Source organism: Nonomuraea rosea, assembly GCF_039539705.1.
Lineage (GTDB): Bacteria > Actinomycetota > Actinomycetes > Streptosporangiales > Streptosporangiaceae > Nonomuraea > Nonomuraea rosea.
The window spans coordinates 707,616-724,979 of the sequence record NZ_BAABDQ010000002.1 but is presented as its reverse complement, the minus strand read 5'-3'; the positions used below and the strand labels follow the sequence as shown (position 1 = coordinate 724,979).

At 70.4% G+C, this 17,364-nt stretch carries 16 protein-coding genes; 10 read left to right on the top strand and 6 right to left on the bottom strand.

Going from position 1 to position 17,364, the window contains the following annotated elements:
• Positions 1–7 precede the first annotated feature (7 nt).
• Together ABEA43_RS07135 and lpdA are read left to right on the top strand one after the other, a co-directional pair.
• Positions 8–382 carry a tautomerase family protein gene (locus ABEA43_RS07135; RefSeq protein ID WP_345559791.1) on the top strand — a complete coding sequence of 125 codons (375 nt, stop codon included), beginning with the start codon at positions 8–10 and terminating at the stop codon, positions 380–382.
• A gap of 39 nt (positions 383–421) precedes the next feature.
• The gene (gene lpdA / locus ABEA43_RS07130; protein ID WP_345559790.1) at positions 422–1,801 is read left to right on the top strand and encodes a dihydrolipoyl dehydrogenase; all 1,380 of its coding nucleotides are present in this window, start codon (positions 422–424) and stop codon (positions 1,799–1,801) included.
• A 41-nt stretch (positions 1,802–1,842) separates the two neighbouring features.
• Here the strand turns inward: lpdA and ABEA43_RS07125 are convergent, their stop codons facing one another.
• Positions 1,843–2,688, bottom strand: coding sequence for a hypothetical protein (locus tag ABEA43_RS07125; protein ID WP_345559789.1), 846 nt, complete (start codon positions 2,686–2,688; stop codon positions 1,843–1,845).
• 233 nt (positions 2,689–2,921) lie between these two features.
• Between ABEA43_RS07125 and ABEA43_RS07120 the strand changes: the two genes are divergently transcribed.
• Positions 2,922–3,281: a hypothetical protein gene (locus ABEA43_RS07120; protein ID WP_345559788.1), complete on the top strand. Its 360-nt coding sequence runs from the start codon at positions 2,922–2,924 to the stop codon at positions 3,279–3,281.
• A gap of 173 nt (positions 3,282–3,454) precedes the next feature.
• Positions 3,455–3,940, top strand: a complete 486-nt coding sequence (locus ABEA43_RS07115; RefSeq protein ID WP_345559787.1) for a hypothetical protein — start codon at positions 3,455–3,457, stop codon at positions 3,938–3,940.
• Positions 3,941–4,011: 71 nt separating this feature from the next.
• Here the strand turns inward: ABEA43_RS07115 and ABEA43_RS07110 are convergent, their stop codons facing one another.
• Entirely contained in the window at positions 4,012–4,839 is an 828-nt protein-coding gene (locus ABEA43_RS07110) for a nucleotidyltransferase domain-containing protein (protein WP_345559786.1), read from the bottom strand.
• Between the two features lie 132 nt (positions 4,840–4,971).
• On the opposite strand from ABEA43_RS07110, the gene ABEA43_RS07105 reads away from it, so the two are divergent.
• The 3 genes from ABEA43_RS07105 to ABEA43_RS07095 all read left to right on the top strand — a co-directional run bounded on the left by ABEA43_RS07105 (position 4,972) and on the right by ABEA43_RS07095 (position 10,234).
• The gene (locus tag ABEA43_RS07105) at positions 4,972–5,769 is read left to right on the top strand and encodes a hypothetical protein (RefSeq protein ID WP_345559785.1); all 798 of its coding nucleotides are present in this window, start codon (positions 4,972–4,974) and stop codon (positions 5,767–5,769) included.
• Between the two features lie 66 nt (positions 5,770–5,835).
• A complete protein-coding gene (locus ABEA43_RS07100; protein WP_345559784.1) occupies positions 5,836–6,465 on the top strand; it encodes a DUF899 domain-containing protein in 630 nt (209 codons plus the stop codon).
• A gap of 163 nt (positions 6,466–6,628) precedes the next feature.
• The gene (locus ABEA43_RS07095) at positions 6,629–10,234 is read left to right on the top strand and encodes a S8 family peptidase (protein WP_345559783.1); all 3,606 of its coding nucleotides are present in this window, start codon (positions 6,629–6,631) and stop codon (positions 10,232–10,234) included.
• An 8-nt stretch (positions 10,235–10,242) separates the two neighbouring features.
• On the opposite strand, the gene ABEA43_RS07090 is transcribed toward ABEA43_RS07095, so the two are convergent.
• The gene (locus ABEA43_RS07090) at positions 10,243–11,241 is read right to left on the bottom strand and encodes a helix-turn-helix domain-containing protein (protein ID WP_345559782.1); all 999 of its coding nucleotides are present in this window, start codon (positions 11,239–11,241) and stop codon (positions 10,243–10,245) included.
• A 22-nt stretch (positions 11,242–11,263) separates the two neighbouring features.
• On the bottom strand, positions 11,264–12,229 hold the full coding sequence (locus tag ABEA43_RS07085; protein WP_345559781.1) for a helix-turn-helix transcriptional regulator: 966 nt from the start codon (positions 12,227–12,229) through the stop codon (positions 11,264–11,266).
• 75 nt (positions 12,230–12,304) lie between these two features.
• On the opposite strand from ABEA43_RS07085, the gene ABEA43_RS07080 reads away from it, so the two are divergent.
• From ABEA43_RS07080 to ABEA43_RS07070, 3 genes are all read left to right on the top strand, one after another.
• Entirely contained in the window at positions 12,305–12,931 is a 627-nt protein-coding gene (locus ABEA43_RS07080; protein WP_345559780.1) for a GNAT family N-acetyltransferase, read from the top strand.
• Between the two features lie 20 nt (positions 12,932–12,951).
• Positions 12,952–13,473 (top strand): hypothetical protein, encoded by a 522-nt coding sequence (locus tag ABEA43_RS07075; RefSeq protein WP_345559779.1) that lies wholly within the window; start codon positions 12,952–12,954, stop codon positions 13,471–13,473.
• Positions 13,474–13,717: 244 nt separating this feature from the next.
• Positions 13,718–14,020 carry a hypothetical protein gene (locus ABEA43_RS07070; protein ID WP_345559778.1) on the top strand — a complete coding sequence of 101 codons (303 nt, stop codon included), beginning with the start codon at positions 13,718–13,720 and terminating at the stop codon, positions 14,018–14,020.
• Positions 14,021–14,062: 42 nt separating this feature from the next.
• On the opposite strand, the gene ABEA43_RS07065 is transcribed toward ABEA43_RS07070, so the two are convergent.
• On the bottom strand, positions 14,063–14,482 hold the full coding sequence (locus ABEA43_RS07065; protein ID WP_345559777.1) for a phosphotransferase-like protein: 420 nt from the start codon (positions 14,480–14,482) through the stop codon (positions 14,063–14,065).
• 51 nt (positions 14,483–14,533) lie between these two features.
• Entirely contained in the window at positions 14,534–17,281 is a 2,748-nt protein-coding gene (locus ABEA43_RS07060; protein ID WP_345559776.1) for a heparinase II/III family protein, read from the bottom strand.
• Between the last annotated feature and the right edge of the window lie 83 nt (positions 17,282–17,364).

Genomic DNA, 17,364 nt, shown 5'->3' with positions numbered 1-17,364 from the left:
GACGGGCATGGCACAGGTGAAGGTGTACGGGCGCAGGGACGTGTGGGCGGGGCGGCAGCGGGAGGTCTCGGATCTGCTGCAGTCATGCCTGGTGAGCGCGTGGGGATTGCCGGAGGCCAAGCGGTTCCACCGGTTCTTGCTGCTGGAGGCCGACGACTTCGTCTGCCCTCAGCGGAGCGACGATTATCTGATCATCGAGGTGCTCTGTTTCACCGGGCGCAGCGACGACGCCAAGCGGGCATTGATCCGGGAAATCTACGATAAATCGGGATATGACCCGGAGAACGTGGAGATCACGATCATCGAGATGCCCAAGGTGAACTGGGGAATTCGCGGGGTTCCCGCCGACGAACTCGCACTGTCGTACAAGGTGGAGGTCTAGCGTCAAGGGTGACCATGGCCGGGCGGTATCGTCCGAGGCATGAGCACTCACTATGACGTCGTCGTTCTCGGCGCGGGTCCGGGAGGATACACGGCCGCGGTCCGCGCCGCCCAGCTCGGGCTGCGCACCGCGGTCATCGAGGAGAAGTACTGGGGTGGCGTCTGCCTGAACGTGGGCTGCATCCCGTCGAAGGCGCTGCTGCGCAATGCCGAGCTGGCGCACATCTTCCACAACGAGGCCAAGACCTTCGGCATCAGCGGCGAGGTGAGCTTCGACTACGGCGCGGCCTTCTCGCGCAGCCGTAAGGTGGCCGACGGGCGGGTCAAGGGCGTTCACTACCTGATGAAGAAGAACGCCATCACGGAGTACGACGGCCGCGGGACGTTCCTGGACGCGAACACGATCCAGGTCAACGACGAGACGATCACGTTCTCCCACTGCATCATCGCCGCCGGGGCCACCACGAGGCTGATCCCTGGCACGCAGCTTTCCGAGCGGGTGGTGACGTACGAGGAGCAGATCCTGACGGAGGAGCTGCCCAGGAGCATCGTCATCGCGGGCGCCGGCGCGATCGGCGTGGAGTTCGCGTACGTGCTGCACAACTACGGCGTCAAGGTGACGATCGTGGAGTTCCTCGACCGGGTCGTGCCGCTGGAGGACGAAGAGGTGTCGGCCGAGCTGGCCAAGCGTTACAAGCGGCTCGGCATCGAGGTGCTGACCTCGACCCGCGTGGACGGCATCGAGGACACCGGCTCCTCCGTCAAGGTCACGGTCACCAGGGGCGACCAGACGCAGGTGCTCGAGGCCGACAAGGTCATGCAGGCGATCGGCTTCCAGCCGCGGGTCGACGGCTACGGGCTGGAGAAGACCGGCGTGGAGCTGACCGAGCGCGGCGCCATCGCGGTGGACGGCCGCTGCCGGACGAACGTCCCGCACATCTTCGCCATCGGCGACGTCACCGCCAAGCTGATGCTGGCCCACGCCGCGGAGTCCATGGGGATCATCGCCGCCGAGACGATCGGCAACGCGGAGACCATGGAGCTCGACTACGTGATGATCCCGCGGGCCACCTACTGCCAGCCGCAGGTGGCGAGCTTCGGCTACACCGAGGCGCAGGCGCGCGACCTGGGCTACGACGTGAAGGTGGCGAAGTTCCCGTTCACCGCGAACGGCAAGGCGCACGGGCTCGGCGACACCGCCGGCTTCGTCAAGATCATCAGCGACAACACGCACGGCGAGCTGCTCGGCGCCCACCTGATCGGGCCCGAGGTCACCGAGCTGCTGCCCGAGCTGACGCTGGCCCAGCAGTGGGACCTGACCGTGCACGAGGTCGCCCGCAACGTCCACGCACACCCGACGCTCGGCGAAGCGGTCAAGGAGGCCGTCCACGGCCTGGCCGGGCACATGATCAACATGTGACGACCCGGCGGCCGCGCACCCCTGGCGGCGCCGTGCCGCGCTCAGTCGCGCGTGTTCGAGGCCGGTCTGGGCGACTCCAGGGTCTGGCCCGCTTCGACGGCCTCGCGCAGGCTCTCGGTGAGGACGTCGGCCTGGTCGGTCAGGTCCCGCAGCCCCTCGACGTCGCCGGTCTGCGCCAGCAGGTCCCGATAGCGGTCGTTGCTCTTCTGCAGCTCGTGGGCGCGCAGCGCCGAGTCGGCCGCCCGGACCCGGCCGGCGTACACCTCCAGCTCCCACACGCGCTCGGTGACGGCCGCCACCGAGCGCTCCAGGGCCTGTCGCTGCGGTTCGAGCACGGCCGCGAGCTCGGGTGTCATCAGCTCGCGCATCGCCTCGGCCTGCTCGGCGCGCAGGGCCGCCTGGGTGCTCAAGAGGCGGGCGATGTCCCACAGCCGGCCGGGCAGCACCACGTCGTTGGCGATGGCGTCGAGCATGCCCAGCCGGTGCACCCGGGAGCCCGACACGTCCTCGATGGCCTGCCGTGCCCTGGTCAGCAGGCCGATGCCGGTGGGGTCGAGGCTCGCGGGGACGACGTAGCGGCCGGCGTATCTCCGGGCCAGCCGTTCGCCCCTGCCGCCGCTCGCGACGCCGGAGAAGAGGGCGGCGACGAGGAAGACGAGCACGGCGGCGATCCCGACGGACTCGTGCCCGCTCTCGAACGCCAGCACGGCGAGCACGGGCGCGCTCACCCCCGCGGCGGCCGCGAACCCCCCGAACAGGCGTCTCACCCAAGGGGACGGCACGGGGTCGGGGCGGCCGAGCAGCGCCGAGGCCGCGCCGAACATGCGCCAGCGGTCCCGGTCGGGAATCGTCGGATCCACGATCGGCTCATCGATCCAGTCCCCCACGCGCGGCACCTCCCGCCCCTGTCCCACCGCCATCCTGACCGTGCGGCACCCGGCCCGCCAGCCCTTTCCGGACAGTTCCTCCCACCTTGCGGCTTTCGCTGCTTATGAGCACATCGTGCGCGGGGGCGCCGATCCAGCAGGGTCGTGTGCGAATGTCGTGCAGATGTGGTGCAGCCGGGCCCTGAACTGAAATGCGTGGTGCCGGGCCGGGGCCTGCGCCTATCCTTTCGGCCGTGTCCCGACTTCCCGAGCTGTACGTCGCCGTCGATGTGGAGGCCGACGGGCCCATACCCGGCCCGTACAGCATGATCTCCCTCGGCATGGCCGTCGCGGGGCGGCCGGACCTGACGTTCTACTCGGAGCTGCGGCCGATCTCCGACGAGTTCATGCCCGCGGCGCTGGCCGTGTCGGGGCTCGATCGCGGGCGGCTGTGCCGCGAGGCGCCGGCGCCCGAGCAGGCGATGGGCGCGGCCGCGCGCTGGATCAACGGCCTGCGGGCGATCGGCCGGCTGCGAGTGGGCCGAGACGCGCAAGGGGATCATCAAGCACCGGCTCGGGCTCGAAGGGGTGCCGCACACGCACCATGCCGGTGAGGACGCCGCCGAACTGGCGCAGGTCTTCGAGGCGGTGCTCGGCCACCGGAGCACCACCATTTGAGCGGCTGGGTGGGCATTCTCACCAGATCTTCAGAATCCGCTGAGGTTTCTCTGAGGCTCGCCGGAAACCTTGGAGTCGACTGAACGCTCGCATCGGACGGTGGTCCCGCATGACCTCAACGCCCCCTGAAACCCTTGAGCAGCCGACCGGATTGCGGCGGCTCGCCCGGAACGGTCCCTCGACGCTGCGCCTCGGACTCCTCGCGCTGGTCGCGATCGGGATCCTCGGCGCGGCGTCCGAGCTGGCCTTCGAACGCCACTGGCAGAGCCCGGTGCAGCTGATCCCCTGGGTCGCGCTGGCGCTCCTCGTGGCCGCGCTGGTGCTGATCGCCCTGCGCGACTCCGGTGGCGCCCTCACCGCCGCCCGCGTGCTCGCGGTGATCGTGCTGCTCGCCTCGGTGTACGGCGTCTTCACGCACGTCTCCGTCAACCACGGGTCCGGCGCGTTCGACCCGTCCTGGGACACGCTCTCGCCGCTCACCCAATGGTGGTACGCGCTCACCAAGTCGGTCGGCAACGCACCGCCGCTCGCGCCCGGCATGCTGGCCCAGAGCGCGCTCCTCCTGCTCCTGGCCGGCCTCACCCGGAAGCGCTGATCCGCTTTATGTCTGCATCACCCCGAGGCTGAGCCGCAGGCGCGCTACCTCGGGGCTGGGCCGCGGGAGCGCTATCCCGAGGCTGCGCCGCAGGCGGTGCGTACTTCGGCGATGAGCCGCTCGGCGCCGGCGACGGCGTGCTCGATCTCCTCAGGCGTCTGCCCGACGGACGCGAGCAGCGCCTGAGCCCGGTCGGCGAACCCATCGGGCGCCGACGGCAGCCGGCCCGCCGCCGCGACCATCCCCTTCTCGTTGATCAGCCAGGCTCCGTCGGCGGCGTGCAGCGCGTGGCACGCGACGCCGATCGCGCGGAACAGGCAGCCGGCCGCGTACGCGGGGTCGCGGCCGGCCGCTCCGTACCGGGCGATCTGCAGCGCGAACCCGGCCTCCCACAGCCCGCGGACCAGCGCGTCACGCAGCGCGGGCGGGTATGCGACGACCTGCGCCCGCAACGCCGCCAGCTCGCCGGTGGGATCGTTCAGTATCCGGCACGTCGCGACCTCGCCCGCGTAGGCGTGCGAGTAGAACCCCAGCGGATGCCCCGCCTGGATGCCCGTCTCGTAACGGCCCGCCAGGCATTCCCGCCAGATCGCGTGCACCCGGTCGAGCTCGCGGTAGATCCAGTCCACCCGCCACCCGTCCACGGTGAGCCACCCGCCGCCGTCCGCCCAAGGACCCCAGCCGCCCGGCTCCGTCACCTCGGTGGGTGTGCCGGTGAGCTCCTGCGCGAGCGCACGCAGGTCGGCCACGGCGAGCGGGCCCCGGTAGTAGAGGCCGAGGTCGATGTCGGAGTCGGGGCGGTGGGTGCCGCGGGCTCTGCTGCCGCCCAGCACGACCGCGACCACGCCGGGCACCTCGGCCAGGCGGGCGGCGATGGTCAGAAGCGCCTCATCCTGCATGGAAAAAGAGCCTAAGGCCGCCGGACGGTGAACGACCTCTAACCAGAATCTGTACGAGCCGGAACTTCTCTCTCCTTTTGCGCGTCACACCCAGGCAACGAAAGTGTGGCTCTTGAGGTTAGTGAGGTTCAAGTGTCGTTAGGTCGCAAACTTGTGGCGGCGGTCGTGATGACGGCCGCCGTGTTCAATGCCGATGGAGCCGCGGCGAAGATCGACCTCCGCCCGGCCGCGCTGCCGCCCGCCGCGCTGCCGACGACCACGGTCACCCCCTCCTCCGCCGAAGACACCGACGACGCGGCCGACGACGCGGCCGAGCCCGAGTGCGTACGGGTCAGGGGCGCGGAGGCCTGCGTCGGCCCCGACGGCAGCGACCGGCCGGGGATCACCATCGAGGACACGGCGAGCGACAAGATGCACCCCGCCGTCGAGTACTACCTCAACGGCTACCTGGGCACCAAGTACGTCATCCACAACCTGGCCAGCGAGGGTGAGGTACGCGGCAGCCGCGAGATCGGCAAGATCGTGACCTTCAGGGCCGCCGTGTACAGGGGTAACCACCGGGTCAAGTACGGCCGATGGAAGACCGTACGCAACATCGCGAAATATCCGGTCAAGCGGGACACCCGCGTCACCCCGGCCGGCGCGCGGGCCAGGTCCGAGATCTGCACCTCGACCAAGGGCGCGGCCCTGACCTGCTTCGGCCAGAGCAAGTCGTTCGTCTTCGCCTGCGACACGAGCGCCGACGAGTACCAGGCCCGCGCCGAGTATTTCGTCGCCGGCGACCCGACGGCGCGCTACGAGATCCACCAGCTCGCCGGAACGAACACCTGCGGCAAGGCCGAGCACGGCGACCTGGCGATCAGCATGTACCGGGCGTCGGTGTTCGACCACAACCGCCGGGTCGAGACGAGGCTGTACAAGTACCACTAGACGCCTGCGTTCCCGCCCCCGTCGCCCGGCCCGGGAATTGTCGGTCTCGCGGGTGACAATCGGCGCATGGAGAAACCCGAGGTTGTTTCCGCGGAAGAGTGGCAGCGGGCCCGCGACGACTTGATGGTGGCCGAGAAGGAGGCCACTCGCGCGCTCGACGCGCTGGCCGCGCGCCGCCGCCGGCTGCCGATGGTGCGCTTCGACGGCGGCTACGTGTTCGACGCGCCGACCGGCAAGCGGACGCTGCTCGATCTGTTCGAGGGCCGGGGGCAGCTGGTCGTCTACCAATTCATGGACAACGGGCCTGAGCATTTCTGCCCGGGGTGCACCTGGTTCACGAACAACGTCCCGGTGACGGGCCTCGCCGGGCTGGCCGATCGCGGGGTGTCGTGGGCAACGGTGTCCGACATGCCGCTCGTCCAGATCGAGGCGTACAAGGCGCGGATGGGCTGGACGCTGCCGTTCGTCTCGTCGCGCGGCACGACGTTCGCGCAGGACTGCGGGGTGGGCGGCGGCTTCATGCTCAGCGTGTTCCTGCGCGACGGCGATGACGTCTACCGGACCTACAACACCACCTCGCGTGGCGTCGACCGGCTCGTCTTCACCAACCATCTTCTCGACCACACGCCCTATGGCCGGCAGGAGGACTGGGAGGACTCGCCGCCCGGCTGGCCGCAGCACCCGACGTACGGGTAGTGGATACGCGAAGGTTATCCGTGTCGTGATTGCCTGGGCAGGTGTCGTGTTCATGACATGTCCCTGTTTGGCCAGGCACAGAGCGCCCTACCGGGCGAAGTGATCCTTCATTCTCATGAGCGAGTAAAGCAACGAGTCAGAGTACAAACAGATCGGTTCGCTCATGGGATGGATCACGCGCGTCGTCGCTGTCGGCGCGGGCCTGGCGACGCTGGCCGTACCGGTGCCTGCCCAGGCCACCGCGCCCGAGCCCGCGACCGGCGCAGACCTGCATCGGGTCACGCTGATCACGGGTGACGTGGTGACGGTACACGAGTTCGCCGGCGGAAAGCGCGCGGCGAGCGTGGAGCCCGGGAAGGGCCGGGCGGACATCAGGTTCTTCACCAGGGAGGAGAACGGCGACCTGGTGATCACGCCCGCCGACATGGTGCCCTACCTGTCCCGCGGGCTCGTGGACGAGCGGTTGTTCTCGGTCGGCGACCTGATCGAGCAGGGTTACGACGACGAGAGAAGCGACGTACTGCCGCTCATCCTGTCCTACAAGGAGAGCGGCGAACGGGCCATCACGCTGCCCAGCGTCAACGCGCGCACCGTGCGGGCCGACAAGGACGCACTCCCCGTGCTGTGGGCGGCCGAGCGGGCCGGCGGCGAGCCGCGGTTGCGGGACGGGCTGGCCAAGATCTGGCTCGACGGCAAGGTCACCGCGTCGCTGGAGCACAGCGTCCCGCAGGTGGGCGCGCCGCAGGCGTGGCAGGACGGCTACGACGGCAAGGGCGTGAAGGTCGCCGTCCTGGACACCGGGATCGACGCGACCCACCCCGACGTGGCCGGCAAGATCGCCGAAACCCGGAACTTCACCGACGACCCCTCGGTCAAGGACGAGCACGGGCACGGCACCCACGTCGCCGCCACCGTGGCGGGCACCGGCGCCGCGTCGAACGGCCTGCGCAAGGGCGTCGCGCCCGGCGCCGGCCTGGCGATCGGCAAGGTGCTGAACGCCGCGGGCAGCGGCACGGAGTCCCAGGTGCTCGCGGGCATGGAGTGGGCGGCCCAGGAGAGCGGCGCCGACGTCATCAACATGAGCCTCGGCGGCGGTCCGACGGACGGCACCGACCCGCTCAGCGTCGCGGTGGACGTGCTGACGGAGAAGACCGGCAGCCTGTTCGTCATCGCCGCGGGCAACGAGGGCGACGACTACGCGGTCGGCTCCCCCGGGGCCGCCACCTCCGCGCTGACCGTCGGCGCGGTGGACTCGAACGACGCCCTCGCCTCCTTCTCCAGCCGCGGCCCGCGCCTGGACGAGGCCGTCAAGCCGGACCTCACCGCGCCGGGCTTCGGCATCACGGCCGCCCGCGCGGCGGGCACCAGCCTCGGCACGCCGGTCGACGACCTGCACACCAAGCTCTCCGGGACGTCCATGGCCACGCCGCACGTGGCGGGCGCGGCGGCGATCCTGGCCCAGCGCCACCCGGAGTGGAAGGCGGGGCAGCTGAAGGACGCCCTGGTCTCGACCGCGAAGACGATCGACGGCCAGACGCCGTACGAGCAGGGCGGCGGCCGCCTGGACGTGGCCAGGGCCGTACGGCAGAGCGTCACCGCCACCGCCTCGCTCAGCATGGGCGTCCACGAGGACGGCGCCACCGACGTCCCCGGCGGGACCGTCACCTACACCAACACGAGTGACCAGCCCGTCTCGCTGACGCTCACCCCCACCCTGACCAACCTGGACGGCGCCGCCCCCGGGGCGGGCGCGGTCGTCCTGTCCGCGACGACGCTCACGGTGGCGGCGGGAGCCACGGCGACCCTCCAGGTCAGCGTGGACCTCACGAAGCTGACGCACGGCCGGCACGCCGGCTACCTCACCGCGGCCACGGCCGACGGCACGGCGGTCGCCCACACCACGCTCGGGCTGACCAGGCGCGGGAAGATGCACAAGATCCACTTCACCGGTGTCGAGCGGGACGGCAGCGCCGCCCGGGTGCCGTTCATCGCCCTGTACGGCGCCGCCGCCAGGGACGACGTCTACGGCTACATCCTCAAGGAGAACGAGGGCTGGACGGTGGAGGTGCCTGAAGGCACGTACCACACGCAGGCGATCATCGGTGAGACGGCCGACGAGCTGCCCGTCGACACCCTCGTCGTCATCCCGGAGCTGCAGGTCACGGCGGACACGGAGGTCGTGCTCGACGCCAGGACCGCCGTGCCCGTCGAGATCAGGACCTCTCAGCCGGTCATGCAGGAGGGCATCTCCACCTATTTCACCCACCGCACGTACGGCTCGCGCAAGATCTCCCTGGGCTCCATGAACTTCCCCTCGGTCGAAGGCCTCATGGTCACGCCCACCAAGCCGGTCAGCAACGGCACCTTCGAGTTCGCCTCCCGCTGGCAGCTCGCCGCACCCCGGGTGACGGCCAAGCTGGGCCGCGACACGCTGGTGGTCCGCCCCACGATCAGGTCGCCCGAGTTCGAGGGCAGGAAACGGTGGCCGCTCATCGAGGACGGCGCGGGCGACCCGGCGGGCAAGGCCGTGGTGGTCACGAGCGAGGTGTTCGGCGACTGGACGGACAAGCAGGAGTCCCTCGGCGCGGCCGGCGCGACGGCGATGATCGTGGTCGGTCCCGACGGCCGGGCCATGTGGCAGCCGTGGTCACCCTCGGGCGACCGCGAGCCGCTGCCCACCCTGATGATCACGCATGACCGTGGCCAGGTGCTCCTGGACAAGGCCAGGGCCGGCGGCGCGGTGCTCGACGTGACCGGCGCCTGGGCGACCCCGTACCTGTACGAGGTCATGCAGGTCTCGGCCGGACGCGTACCCGAGCGGATCGTGCACGAGGTGAGCTGGCGCAACACCGCCCTGGTCGACTCCGGCTACCAGGAGTCCGGCGGCCTGGGCTACGGCAAGGACCAGCGCTACGGCTGGCGGCCGTGGCAGACGTACGACCTGGACCTGCAGATGGAGACGCAGCGCGTGGTGCGCACGCCGCTGCGCAGGGCCGAGTACGTCAGCTCGGGCGACACCCAGTGGCAGCACGTGGTCCAGCACATGCTCACCTGGGAGTCCATGAACCGGCTGCGCGGCGGCCTGACCGGCGCTCCCGCGACGTACCGGGCGGGGCAGGTCGTCAAGGAGCGCTGGTTCGCTCCCGTCGTACGCCCGGCCGCGCTCGCCTCGACCCGTACCGGCGACGTGCTGTCCATCCAGGTGCCCGAGTTCGTGGACGCCGACGGGCACTACGGCTACACGGGCGGCAGCGGCGACAAGGACACCAGCGCCGCCCGCTTCTACCGGAACGGGCAGCTGCTGGAGGAGCGCAAGAACCTCCGGGGCGACTTCCCCGCCGTCCAGGAGGACGCCGAGTACCGCATGGAGCTGGCCACGACGCGGACCTCGGAGGAGTGGCGGCACGCCACGGCCACCCGGACCGCGTGGACCTTCAGGTCCGCCAGGCCGTCGGGCACCCAGCCGCTGCCGCTGCTCGGCGTGGACTACGACGTGCCCGCCGACCTGGAGGGGAAGGTGCACAGGACGCTGCCCGTCGCACTCGGCTTCACCGCCAAGGGCGCGAAGACGATGACCGCCGAGCTCTCCTACGACGACGGGACCACCTGGCGGCGGCTGCCGCTCATCCCGCTCGGGCAGGGCAGGTACAAGGCCCTCGTCTCGCACCGCTCGACGGACACCGGTGTGTCCCTGCGGGTCACCGCGACCGGTGCGGCGGGTAACCGCTTCGAGCAGACCGTCACCCGCGCGTACGGGGTGAAGTCCTAGCGAAGCGGCTACAGCCAGCGCTCGCGGGCCGCATGCCAGGCAAGTTGCATCCTGGTCTGCGCGCCCGCGAGCTGCATCAGGTGGTAGACGCGCCGCTGCACGGTACGCAGGCTGAGCCCGAGCTGGCTGGCGATCGACTTCTCCGGCACGCCGGCGACCAGCAGCGACAGCAGGTACAGCTCGTCTGCGTCCAGCGGGCAGGCGGGCGAGGTGTCGATGACCTGCCCGTCCTCCAGCGACCTGATCGGCGTGGCGCGCTCCCACTGCGCCTCGAACAGCGCGATCAGCGCCTCCAGCAGGCTGCTCTCCCGCACCAGCGCCGCCGTGGGCTCGGTCATCCCGCCCGCGTGCTGCACCAGCGGCAGCACCGCCGTGGTGCGGTCCACGATCATCATCCGCACCGGCAGGAACCGTACGGCCCGTGCCTGCTCGCCCAGCTTGATCCCGTACGCCACGTTGGCCACCATCCCGGGCTGCTCCAGCAGGGCCCGCTCGTAGATGACCCGGTAGCCCACGCCGCGGCCGAGCGCCTCCAGCTCCTCGGTGTTGTCCTCGGACGGCATCACCACGTGCCCCGCGCGGCAGAAGCAGATGACCTCCTCGCGGGCGCTGTCCTGGAGATGGCGTACCTGCTCACGCAGCGCGGCCCGGCTCGGCAGCACCTCGATCAGCCCGTCGGCGCTGCCGCGGCGCTGGGTCGCGCGGTATTCGCCGGCGAGTTGCTCCACGGCCTGCCTGGCCCAGTCGATCGACTCCTGCTGCCGTATCAGCTTCGGCCCGAGCGCCACTTCCGGCGCGACCGGGGCGAACCTGCCGCCTCCGCCGCCCGCGCCGTCCGCGACCTCGCGGGCCAGGCCCATGTCCCGCATGGACGCCAACGCGGTGGCCGCCGTCTCCGTCGTGATTCCCAGCTCCCCGGCGAGGTCCGCCACCTCCGCCTCACCCGCTCGCACGAGTAACCGGTACGCCCGCTCCTCCACCTCGTTCAGTCCGGCAGCCTGCAACATCCCCCCATGATGGCATTCATCCTCAAATGTCGGGCCGGGGAGTCAGGTTTCCCGCCGCCGCCAGCAGCCGCCGGCCGAGGGTCTGCGCGGCCTCCTGGAGCTCCCGGCACCCCACGATCCGGTACGGCGCCCGGATCAGCACGAGCTGCTCGGCGTACCAGATCGGGTTGCTGGTGCTGCCGGCCAGGCGGGTGGTCGCGGCGTCGAGCGGCTCCAGCAGCCCCAGCGTGCGGGGCAGGCAGCGGGCCACGGCGTCGAGCGGCGCGTCGATGACGACCTCGGTGTCGTACTCCCAGCCGACGGCGAGATGCCGCTCCAGCTCGGCGACCGGATCGAGGCCGGGGGGCGGGGCGAAGGTCTCGTCGAGCACCTCCACGCCCCGGACCCGATCGATCCGGTACGCCCGCCGCGCGTCCGCGCCGCACGACCGGCACAGCAGGTACCACCGGCCGTGGCGAACGACGACCGCCCACGGATCGACCTCCGTGTCCCACTCCGACCCGGCCTCGGAACGGTAGCCGAGGCGTACGCGCCGCTGGTCCGCGCACGCCTGGACGAGGGCGATCGTGGTCTCGGGGTCGGGCCGGGCGGCGGCGCGGTCGGGGGCGGGCGCCGTGGTCCTGCGTACGGCCTCCATCTGGGCGGCCACCGGCTCGGGGAGCGCCCGCACGATCTTGCCGAGCGCGCTGCCGACCGGATCGGTGGCGTCACTCGCGTCATGGTGACCGTCGAGCACGGCCATCACCAGGCCGAGGGCCTCGGCGGTGCCGAACATCAGGGGTGGCAGCCGCAGACCGCGCCCGACCCGGTAGCCGCCGTACGGCCCGCGAACGGACTCGATCGGGATGCCGGCCTCGCGCAGGATGCCGACGTAGCGCCGGGCGGCGCGCTCCGAGACGCCGAGCTTGCCGGCGAGGCGGTCGGCGGTGATGCCCGGGCTACCCTGGACGAGCTCGAAGGCCAGCAGGGCGCGCGCCGTGGGGCTCATCTCGGGCTGCACCGCATCCCCCTCCTGGAACATACCGGAAGCAGAACGTCCGGAATGGAACCTAACATGCACGACATGACGGACAACACGACCTCGGCGAAGACCCCGATCCGGGCCGATCAGCTGACCGTCGTCCCCGCCGACGAGGCCTCCTGGGACGACCTCACCGCCATCTTCAGCAGCGGCGACGCGCGGCGGTGCCTGTGCCAGCGGTTCAAGGTCGAAGGCTACATCTGGCGGGACTCCACGCAGGAGGGGCGAACCGCGATGTTCCAGGCGCAGACCAGCGGCGACGCGAGCGGCCTGGTGGCCTACGTCGACGGCGAACCGGCGGGCTGGGTGGCGGTCGAGCCGCGCACCGCCTACCCGAAGCTGCGCACCTCCCGCATCCCGTGGAGCGGCCGGAACGAGGACAAGGACGACGACGGCACCTGGGCGGCGACCTGCTTCGTGGTGCGGCCGGACTTCCGGGGCCGCGGCCTCACGTACCACCTGGCCAGGGCCACGATCGGCTTCGCCCGCGAACGCGGCGCCCTGGCCGTCGAGGCGTACCCCATGATCACCCAGCCCGGCAAGGAGATCACCTGGGGCGAGCTGCACGTCGGGGCTCGCCAGATCTTCGAGGACGCCGGCTTCAAGGAGGTCAGCCACCCCACCGCCCGGAGAGTGGTGATGCGCGTCGATTTCGCCCAGCTGACGTAGAGCTGCTTGACTCTCTCGACATGGCCACGGCTCTCGACCTCGTCGCCCGTTTCGCCACCAGCGGCCGGCTCGGGCCGGTGCACTGCGGGCTGCCGTCGCAGGACCTGGAAGCCCTCCTCGGGCCGTTCCACGACCGCACGCACGACGCCAAACCGCGCCGATGGCGCCCCAGGTTCCATTTCTGGGACGACCTCGAGATCCTGATCTGTCATGGGCTCGTGCTCGACATCGGAATTCCCTTGTGGCGGGACACGGTCGCCTTGCCCGCCGCGCTGTCCGGCTGGCAGCGTCCCGCACCCGCCCGGCTCCCCCTGCCGGACGTCCTCAACGCCCTGGACGCGGCCGGCTGCGAATGGCAGGAAGCCCCGGACATCGTCCTGGGCGACGAGGCCCGCGGCATCCGGACTCGCCGGCATGACGTCCGCCTCGTCTTCGTACCCGAGGATCAGTCGGGAACTCCGCGCCTGCACAAGATCTACAAGTCAGACCACGAAGTGGATCAGAACGACCATTCCCCCCGGCAGGGACGCCCCCTCCGATGAGCTGGGCGCAGCCCTGTGCGGGGGCCGGGGTTGCATTCTTCACCCGGCAAGAAGGGCCAGCGCGGACTCATCCACCCCTTTCCACCAGCGGGACTTGAGCCGGGGGTGAAGAAAAACCACACCGCCCCGGCGACCGGGCCATCCCCCCTGGCCGGGACTTTGCGACCATGGGCTGTGCAGTCACCGGGCCCGCCACAGAACCGGGCCCCCGCCGGCTTCCGCACAAACGCACAAGGCAGGGTTCGTGGACCTAGAAGCAGAGATCCTCGACTTGAAGCTGCGCATGCAGACGCTCGAGCAGAGCACACGATCCGACGATGACGACACGACGACCTCCGCCGGCCCGATCCCGGTCACCGATGCCCACCGCGAGCTGGCCGACGAGCTGGAGACCCTCAGCGTGGAGGTCACCGGCCTGCGCTGGCAAACCAGGGAATATCACACCTCCAGCCACTCCCAGTTGCTGCAACGGCTCGACGACCTCCAGGTCGGCATGCGACACCTTGAGCTCAGACTCGACCAGCTCCTGAAGGACAACAACGGATGAACCCGGTCAGAGGCCCTCGGACGCCATGGGCCTCTGACCGCCCTACTCCGCCTTCCGCAGGCGCAGCCGTTCGAAGGCCGAGACCACCGGCGGCTCCGACAGGGCGGCCACGATCAGCACCGGAACCCCTTCGAACAGACCAAGGTAGTGATCCAGCATCCGCGGGGTGATCACCGCCTCCGGGATCACGTCATGACCGAGGAGGAGGAAATCGCGCAGCATGTACAGGTAGCCGTCGAGCACCCGGCGAAAGAGCACCCCGCCGTGGTCCTGCGACCAGCATCGGCGCGGGTAGCCACCGCGCAGCTCATCCAGCGACAGGTGGAAGAACGGCTCGGCCAGCTCCGCCTGCAAGGCCTTCGCCACGGTCGTCTTCCCGGCGCTCGGGGTCCCGTTGAGGAAGACCAGCCGCCCGACTCGCTGGGGTGCGGGGCCGAGCAGCCCGCCCGGGTGAGGTTCCATGGCTCACGGTAGGACGGCGGCACACACCTGATCCACCGGTTTTCTTGAAGGTCAGGCGGCCGCGTAGATGATCGCGCCCTCACGTTCGAAGGGGACGGCCTGGCCGTTGAGGATCACCCGGGCGGCGTCCGGCGCCGTGATCGCGATGGCCTTGGCCGGGTCGGTGCTCGCGGTCAGCCCGCTGCCGTCGATGCGCACGGTACCGTCCCCGCCGAAGGTCACGGCGAGGTCCTTGACCGCGGCCGGCGCCTTCACCAGGGTCGCGCCGGCACGTTCGACCGACGAGCCGTCGACCAGCACGATCGATCCGGCGTCGGCGTAGAGCAGCTTGCCGTCGAAGGCGTAGGGCCCGAACGTGCGCGGCGCCTTCGTGGTCCAGGACTTGTAATAGACCCCCGCGCCGCCGTTCAGGCTCAGGGCGGTCGCCTCGTACGACGGAGCGCTGCCGACGGGCAGCCGTTCCACCGTCACCGACGTGTCGGCCGCGCCCTTGGACGGCACCAGGAGGGTGTCGAAGGTCGTCTGGCCTTCGACCGTCCTGACGTAGGAGGCGTACTTCGCGTTCTCCACCGAGTAGAACCGCGGCGCGTAGTAGCCGTCGCTCAGGCCGGAGGCGACCTCGGCCGGGTCGGCGGGGACGATGGTGAGGTTCGCGCCCGTCGCGAACGCGGTGCTCGTGGCCTCCGTACCGGAGCTGATCGAGGGATTGGCGTCCGCGGCGAAGTGCCAGTTCTGCTCGTAGCGGTGTTCGCCGGCGACCACCGGCTTGAGCCGGTCGGACACCACCCACAGGCCCGAGTGCAGCGACAGGACGGATCGCTCGTGGCGGGCACCGGCGGAGCTCTCGGTGTTCGCGCCGATCAGGTCGAAGGCGGGGTTGCTGATCAGGTGCGAGATCCCACCGGCCGCGGTCGAGGTCTGCGGCTTGTCGTCGATCTCGACCGTGTTGTGCGCCTCCGTGGTGTGGCGCAGCCATTCCGCGCCGGCGTCCGTGCTGTAGGTGAACGTGCCCATGTCGGGCAGGAGCGGCCGGCCGTACGCGTAGGCGGTGATCGCCAGCTCGTCCGGGTGGCTGTGGTTGCCACGGTCGGCGTTGATCCGGAGGTGCGAGTCGGCGGCGGTCCAGCCGGAGCGGGAGACGGCGACCCGGGTGTCCGGGTAGAGCACGGAGGTGTGCGCCGGCTTCTCGCCCGAGGCGCCGGAGGTGCCGACATAGCGGAGCTCGGGGTCCTGGAGCAGCTCGCCCAGCTTCTTGAGGGTGCTGCGCAGGTCGAGGGAGTCGCTGTCGCCGTAGGCCGGGCCGTACCCGCTGGGGTAGCTCTGGTCCATGAGGAAACGGGCGAGCTGCCGCAGCTTGGCGGTGGCGGTGAACGTGATGCCGTTGCGCCGCATGTAGGCGACGACGTCCACGTACTGGCTGAGGTAGCCCCGCAGGTAGGCGTCCGTGGACTCCTTGTAGCCGCCGTCGGCGTAGGTCGAGTCGTCGAGCTGAGCCGAGAGGAAGCCGGCGGCGTCGGTCCGCCACGCGGGCGCGGCCCGGAACTCCGGGAAGTAGACGGAGGCGTGCAGCAGTGTGATCTTCTGTGACTGCATCTTGTTCGGCGTGCCGTTGACGTTCACCTGGAGGTACAGGCCGGCCCGGTTCATCGTCTTGAGGATCGCGGTGTTGGCCTCGGCGGTCAGCGACGGGCTCTTGCGCAGGATCTCGTAGGCCGCGATCCAGTTGTGCAGGCGGCGCGAGGCGTGCAGGTTGCCCGGATAGGAGCCGGCGCCCTGGTCGGCGTCGTAGCCGTCGGCGTCCTTGATGAAGTCGGTCATCAGGCCGATGAGCGTCCTGGCGTACTGCTCGTCGCCGGTCTTCTGGTACTCCAGGGCCAGCGGGCCGGCGAAGGAGAAGCGGGGAAGCTGGTACAGGTACTCGTTGTCGGCGCCGGGAGGCAGCTCCCAGTCGAAGCCGCCGGGGTCGCCCTGCCAGGAGAACGTGTTCTGCACGGTGGTGTCCCACGTGCGGGTGGCCTCGTCGAAGGTCTCGGCGTTGCCGTACAGCATGATGTCCTTCGCGCTGCCGGCCGTGCCGGTCAGCGTCAGCTCCGCCTTCTTCACCGCCGTGACGCCGCCGAGGTCGAACCGCAGGTACGCCTTGCGCGTCTCACCGGTGAACGCCCCCACGCCGACGTCGCTGACCTGCATGTAGTACTTGGCGCCGTACACGTTGAGCGGTTTGCCGGCCCAGATGTAGGTGTCGTGCGTGGGCGTGAGGGTCCGTACCGAGCCGTCGGCCAGGGTCAGGCGGAGAGCGGGTTTGCCCGATCCCTTGCTTCTGCTGTTGATGAGGGCGATGACCGCGTCCTTGTACCGGCTCATCAGGAAAAATCCGGGCTTGCCGCTGTTGATGCTGCTGGTGACGTCGGCCGTGACGGTCGTCTCCCCCGGGCCGAAGGTCAGCGTCTTGACGTAGACCTCGCCGGACCCCAGCGTCCAGATGTGGTCGGTGGTCAGCTCCAGCGCCCCCGGCCAGGTCGTGTGCGAGAAGCCGCCGGCCTCGATGGCCGGGCGGGCGCGGTAGTGGTCCAGCAGCCGCTGCTTGGCCAGCGCGTAGTTCCCCGCCTTCACCGCGTTCTCCACCGGCTTCAGGCCCGCGTACGCATAGTCCAGCCGCGGCCCCACCGTCCAGGCGCCGGCGCTCCACCTGCCGAAGAAGCCCGCATCGGACAACGCGGCCGCGACGGCCGGAGAGCTCGGCACCAGGAACGCGGCGACCAGCATCAGGACAGCGAGCGGCCGTAACGAGGGAGACATGCGGGCCAAGGTAGAGGTGCGCGGTATATCCGGGGTATGTCCGGCGCAGGGGCCAGGTGATCCGCTCGCCTTGGGACGGAGTA

What these genes read in the sequence shown, in the direction of transcription:
- ABEA43_RS07135 (WP_345559791.1), top strand. Translation starts at nt 8, where the DNA reads ATGGCACAGGTGAAGGTGTACGGGCGCAGGGACGTGTGGGCGGGGCGG.
- lpdA (WP_345559790.1), top strand. Translation starts at nt 422, where the DNA reads ATGAGCACTCACTATGACGTCGTCGTTCTCGGCGCGGGTCCGGGAGGA.
- ABEA43_RS07115 (WP_345559787.1), top strand. Translation starts at nt 3,455, where the DNA reads ATGACCTCAACGCCCCCTGAAACCCTTGAGCAGCCGACCGGATTGCGG.
- ABEA43_RS07110 (WP_345559786.1), bottom strand. Translation starts at nt 4,839, where the DNA reads ATGCAGGATGAGGCGCTTCTGACCATCGCCGCCCGCCTGGCCGAGGTG.
- ABEA43_RS07100 (WP_345559784.1), top strand. Translation starts at nt 5,836, where the DNA reads ATGGAGAAACCCGAGGTTGTTTCCGCGGAAGAGTGGCAGCGGGCCCGC.
- ABEA43_RS07095 (WP_345559783.1), top strand. Translation starts at nt 6,629, where the DNA reads ATGGGATGGATCACGCGCGTCGTCGCTGTCGGCGCGGGCCTGGCGACG.
- ABEA43_RS07090 (WP_345559782.1), bottom strand. Translation starts at nt 11,241, where the DNA reads ATGTTGCAGGCTGCCGGACTGAACGAGGTGGAGGAGCGGGCGTACCGG.
- ABEA43_RS07085 (WP_345559781.1), bottom strand. Translation starts at nt 12,229, where the DNA reads ATGAGCCCCACGGCGCGCGCCCTGCTGGCCTTCGAGCTCGTCCAGGGT.
- ABEA43_RS07080 (WP_345559780.1), top strand. Translation starts at nt 12,305, where the DNA reads ATGACGGACAACACGACCTCGGCGAAGACCCCGATCCGGGCCGATCAG.
- ABEA43_RS07075 (WP_345559779.1), top strand. Translation starts at nt 12,952, where the DNA reads ATGGCCACGGCTCTCGACCTCGTCGCCCGTTTCGCCACCAGCGGCCGG.
- ABEA43_RS07065 (WP_345559777.1), bottom strand. Translation starts at nt 14,482, where the DNA reads ATGGAACCTCACCCGGGCGGGCTGCTCGGCCCCGCACCCCAGCGAGTC.
- ABEA43_RS07060 (WP_345559776.1), bottom strand. Translation starts at nt 17,281, where the DNA reads ATGTCTCCCTCGTTACGGCCGCTCGCTGTCCTGATGCTGGTCGCCGCG.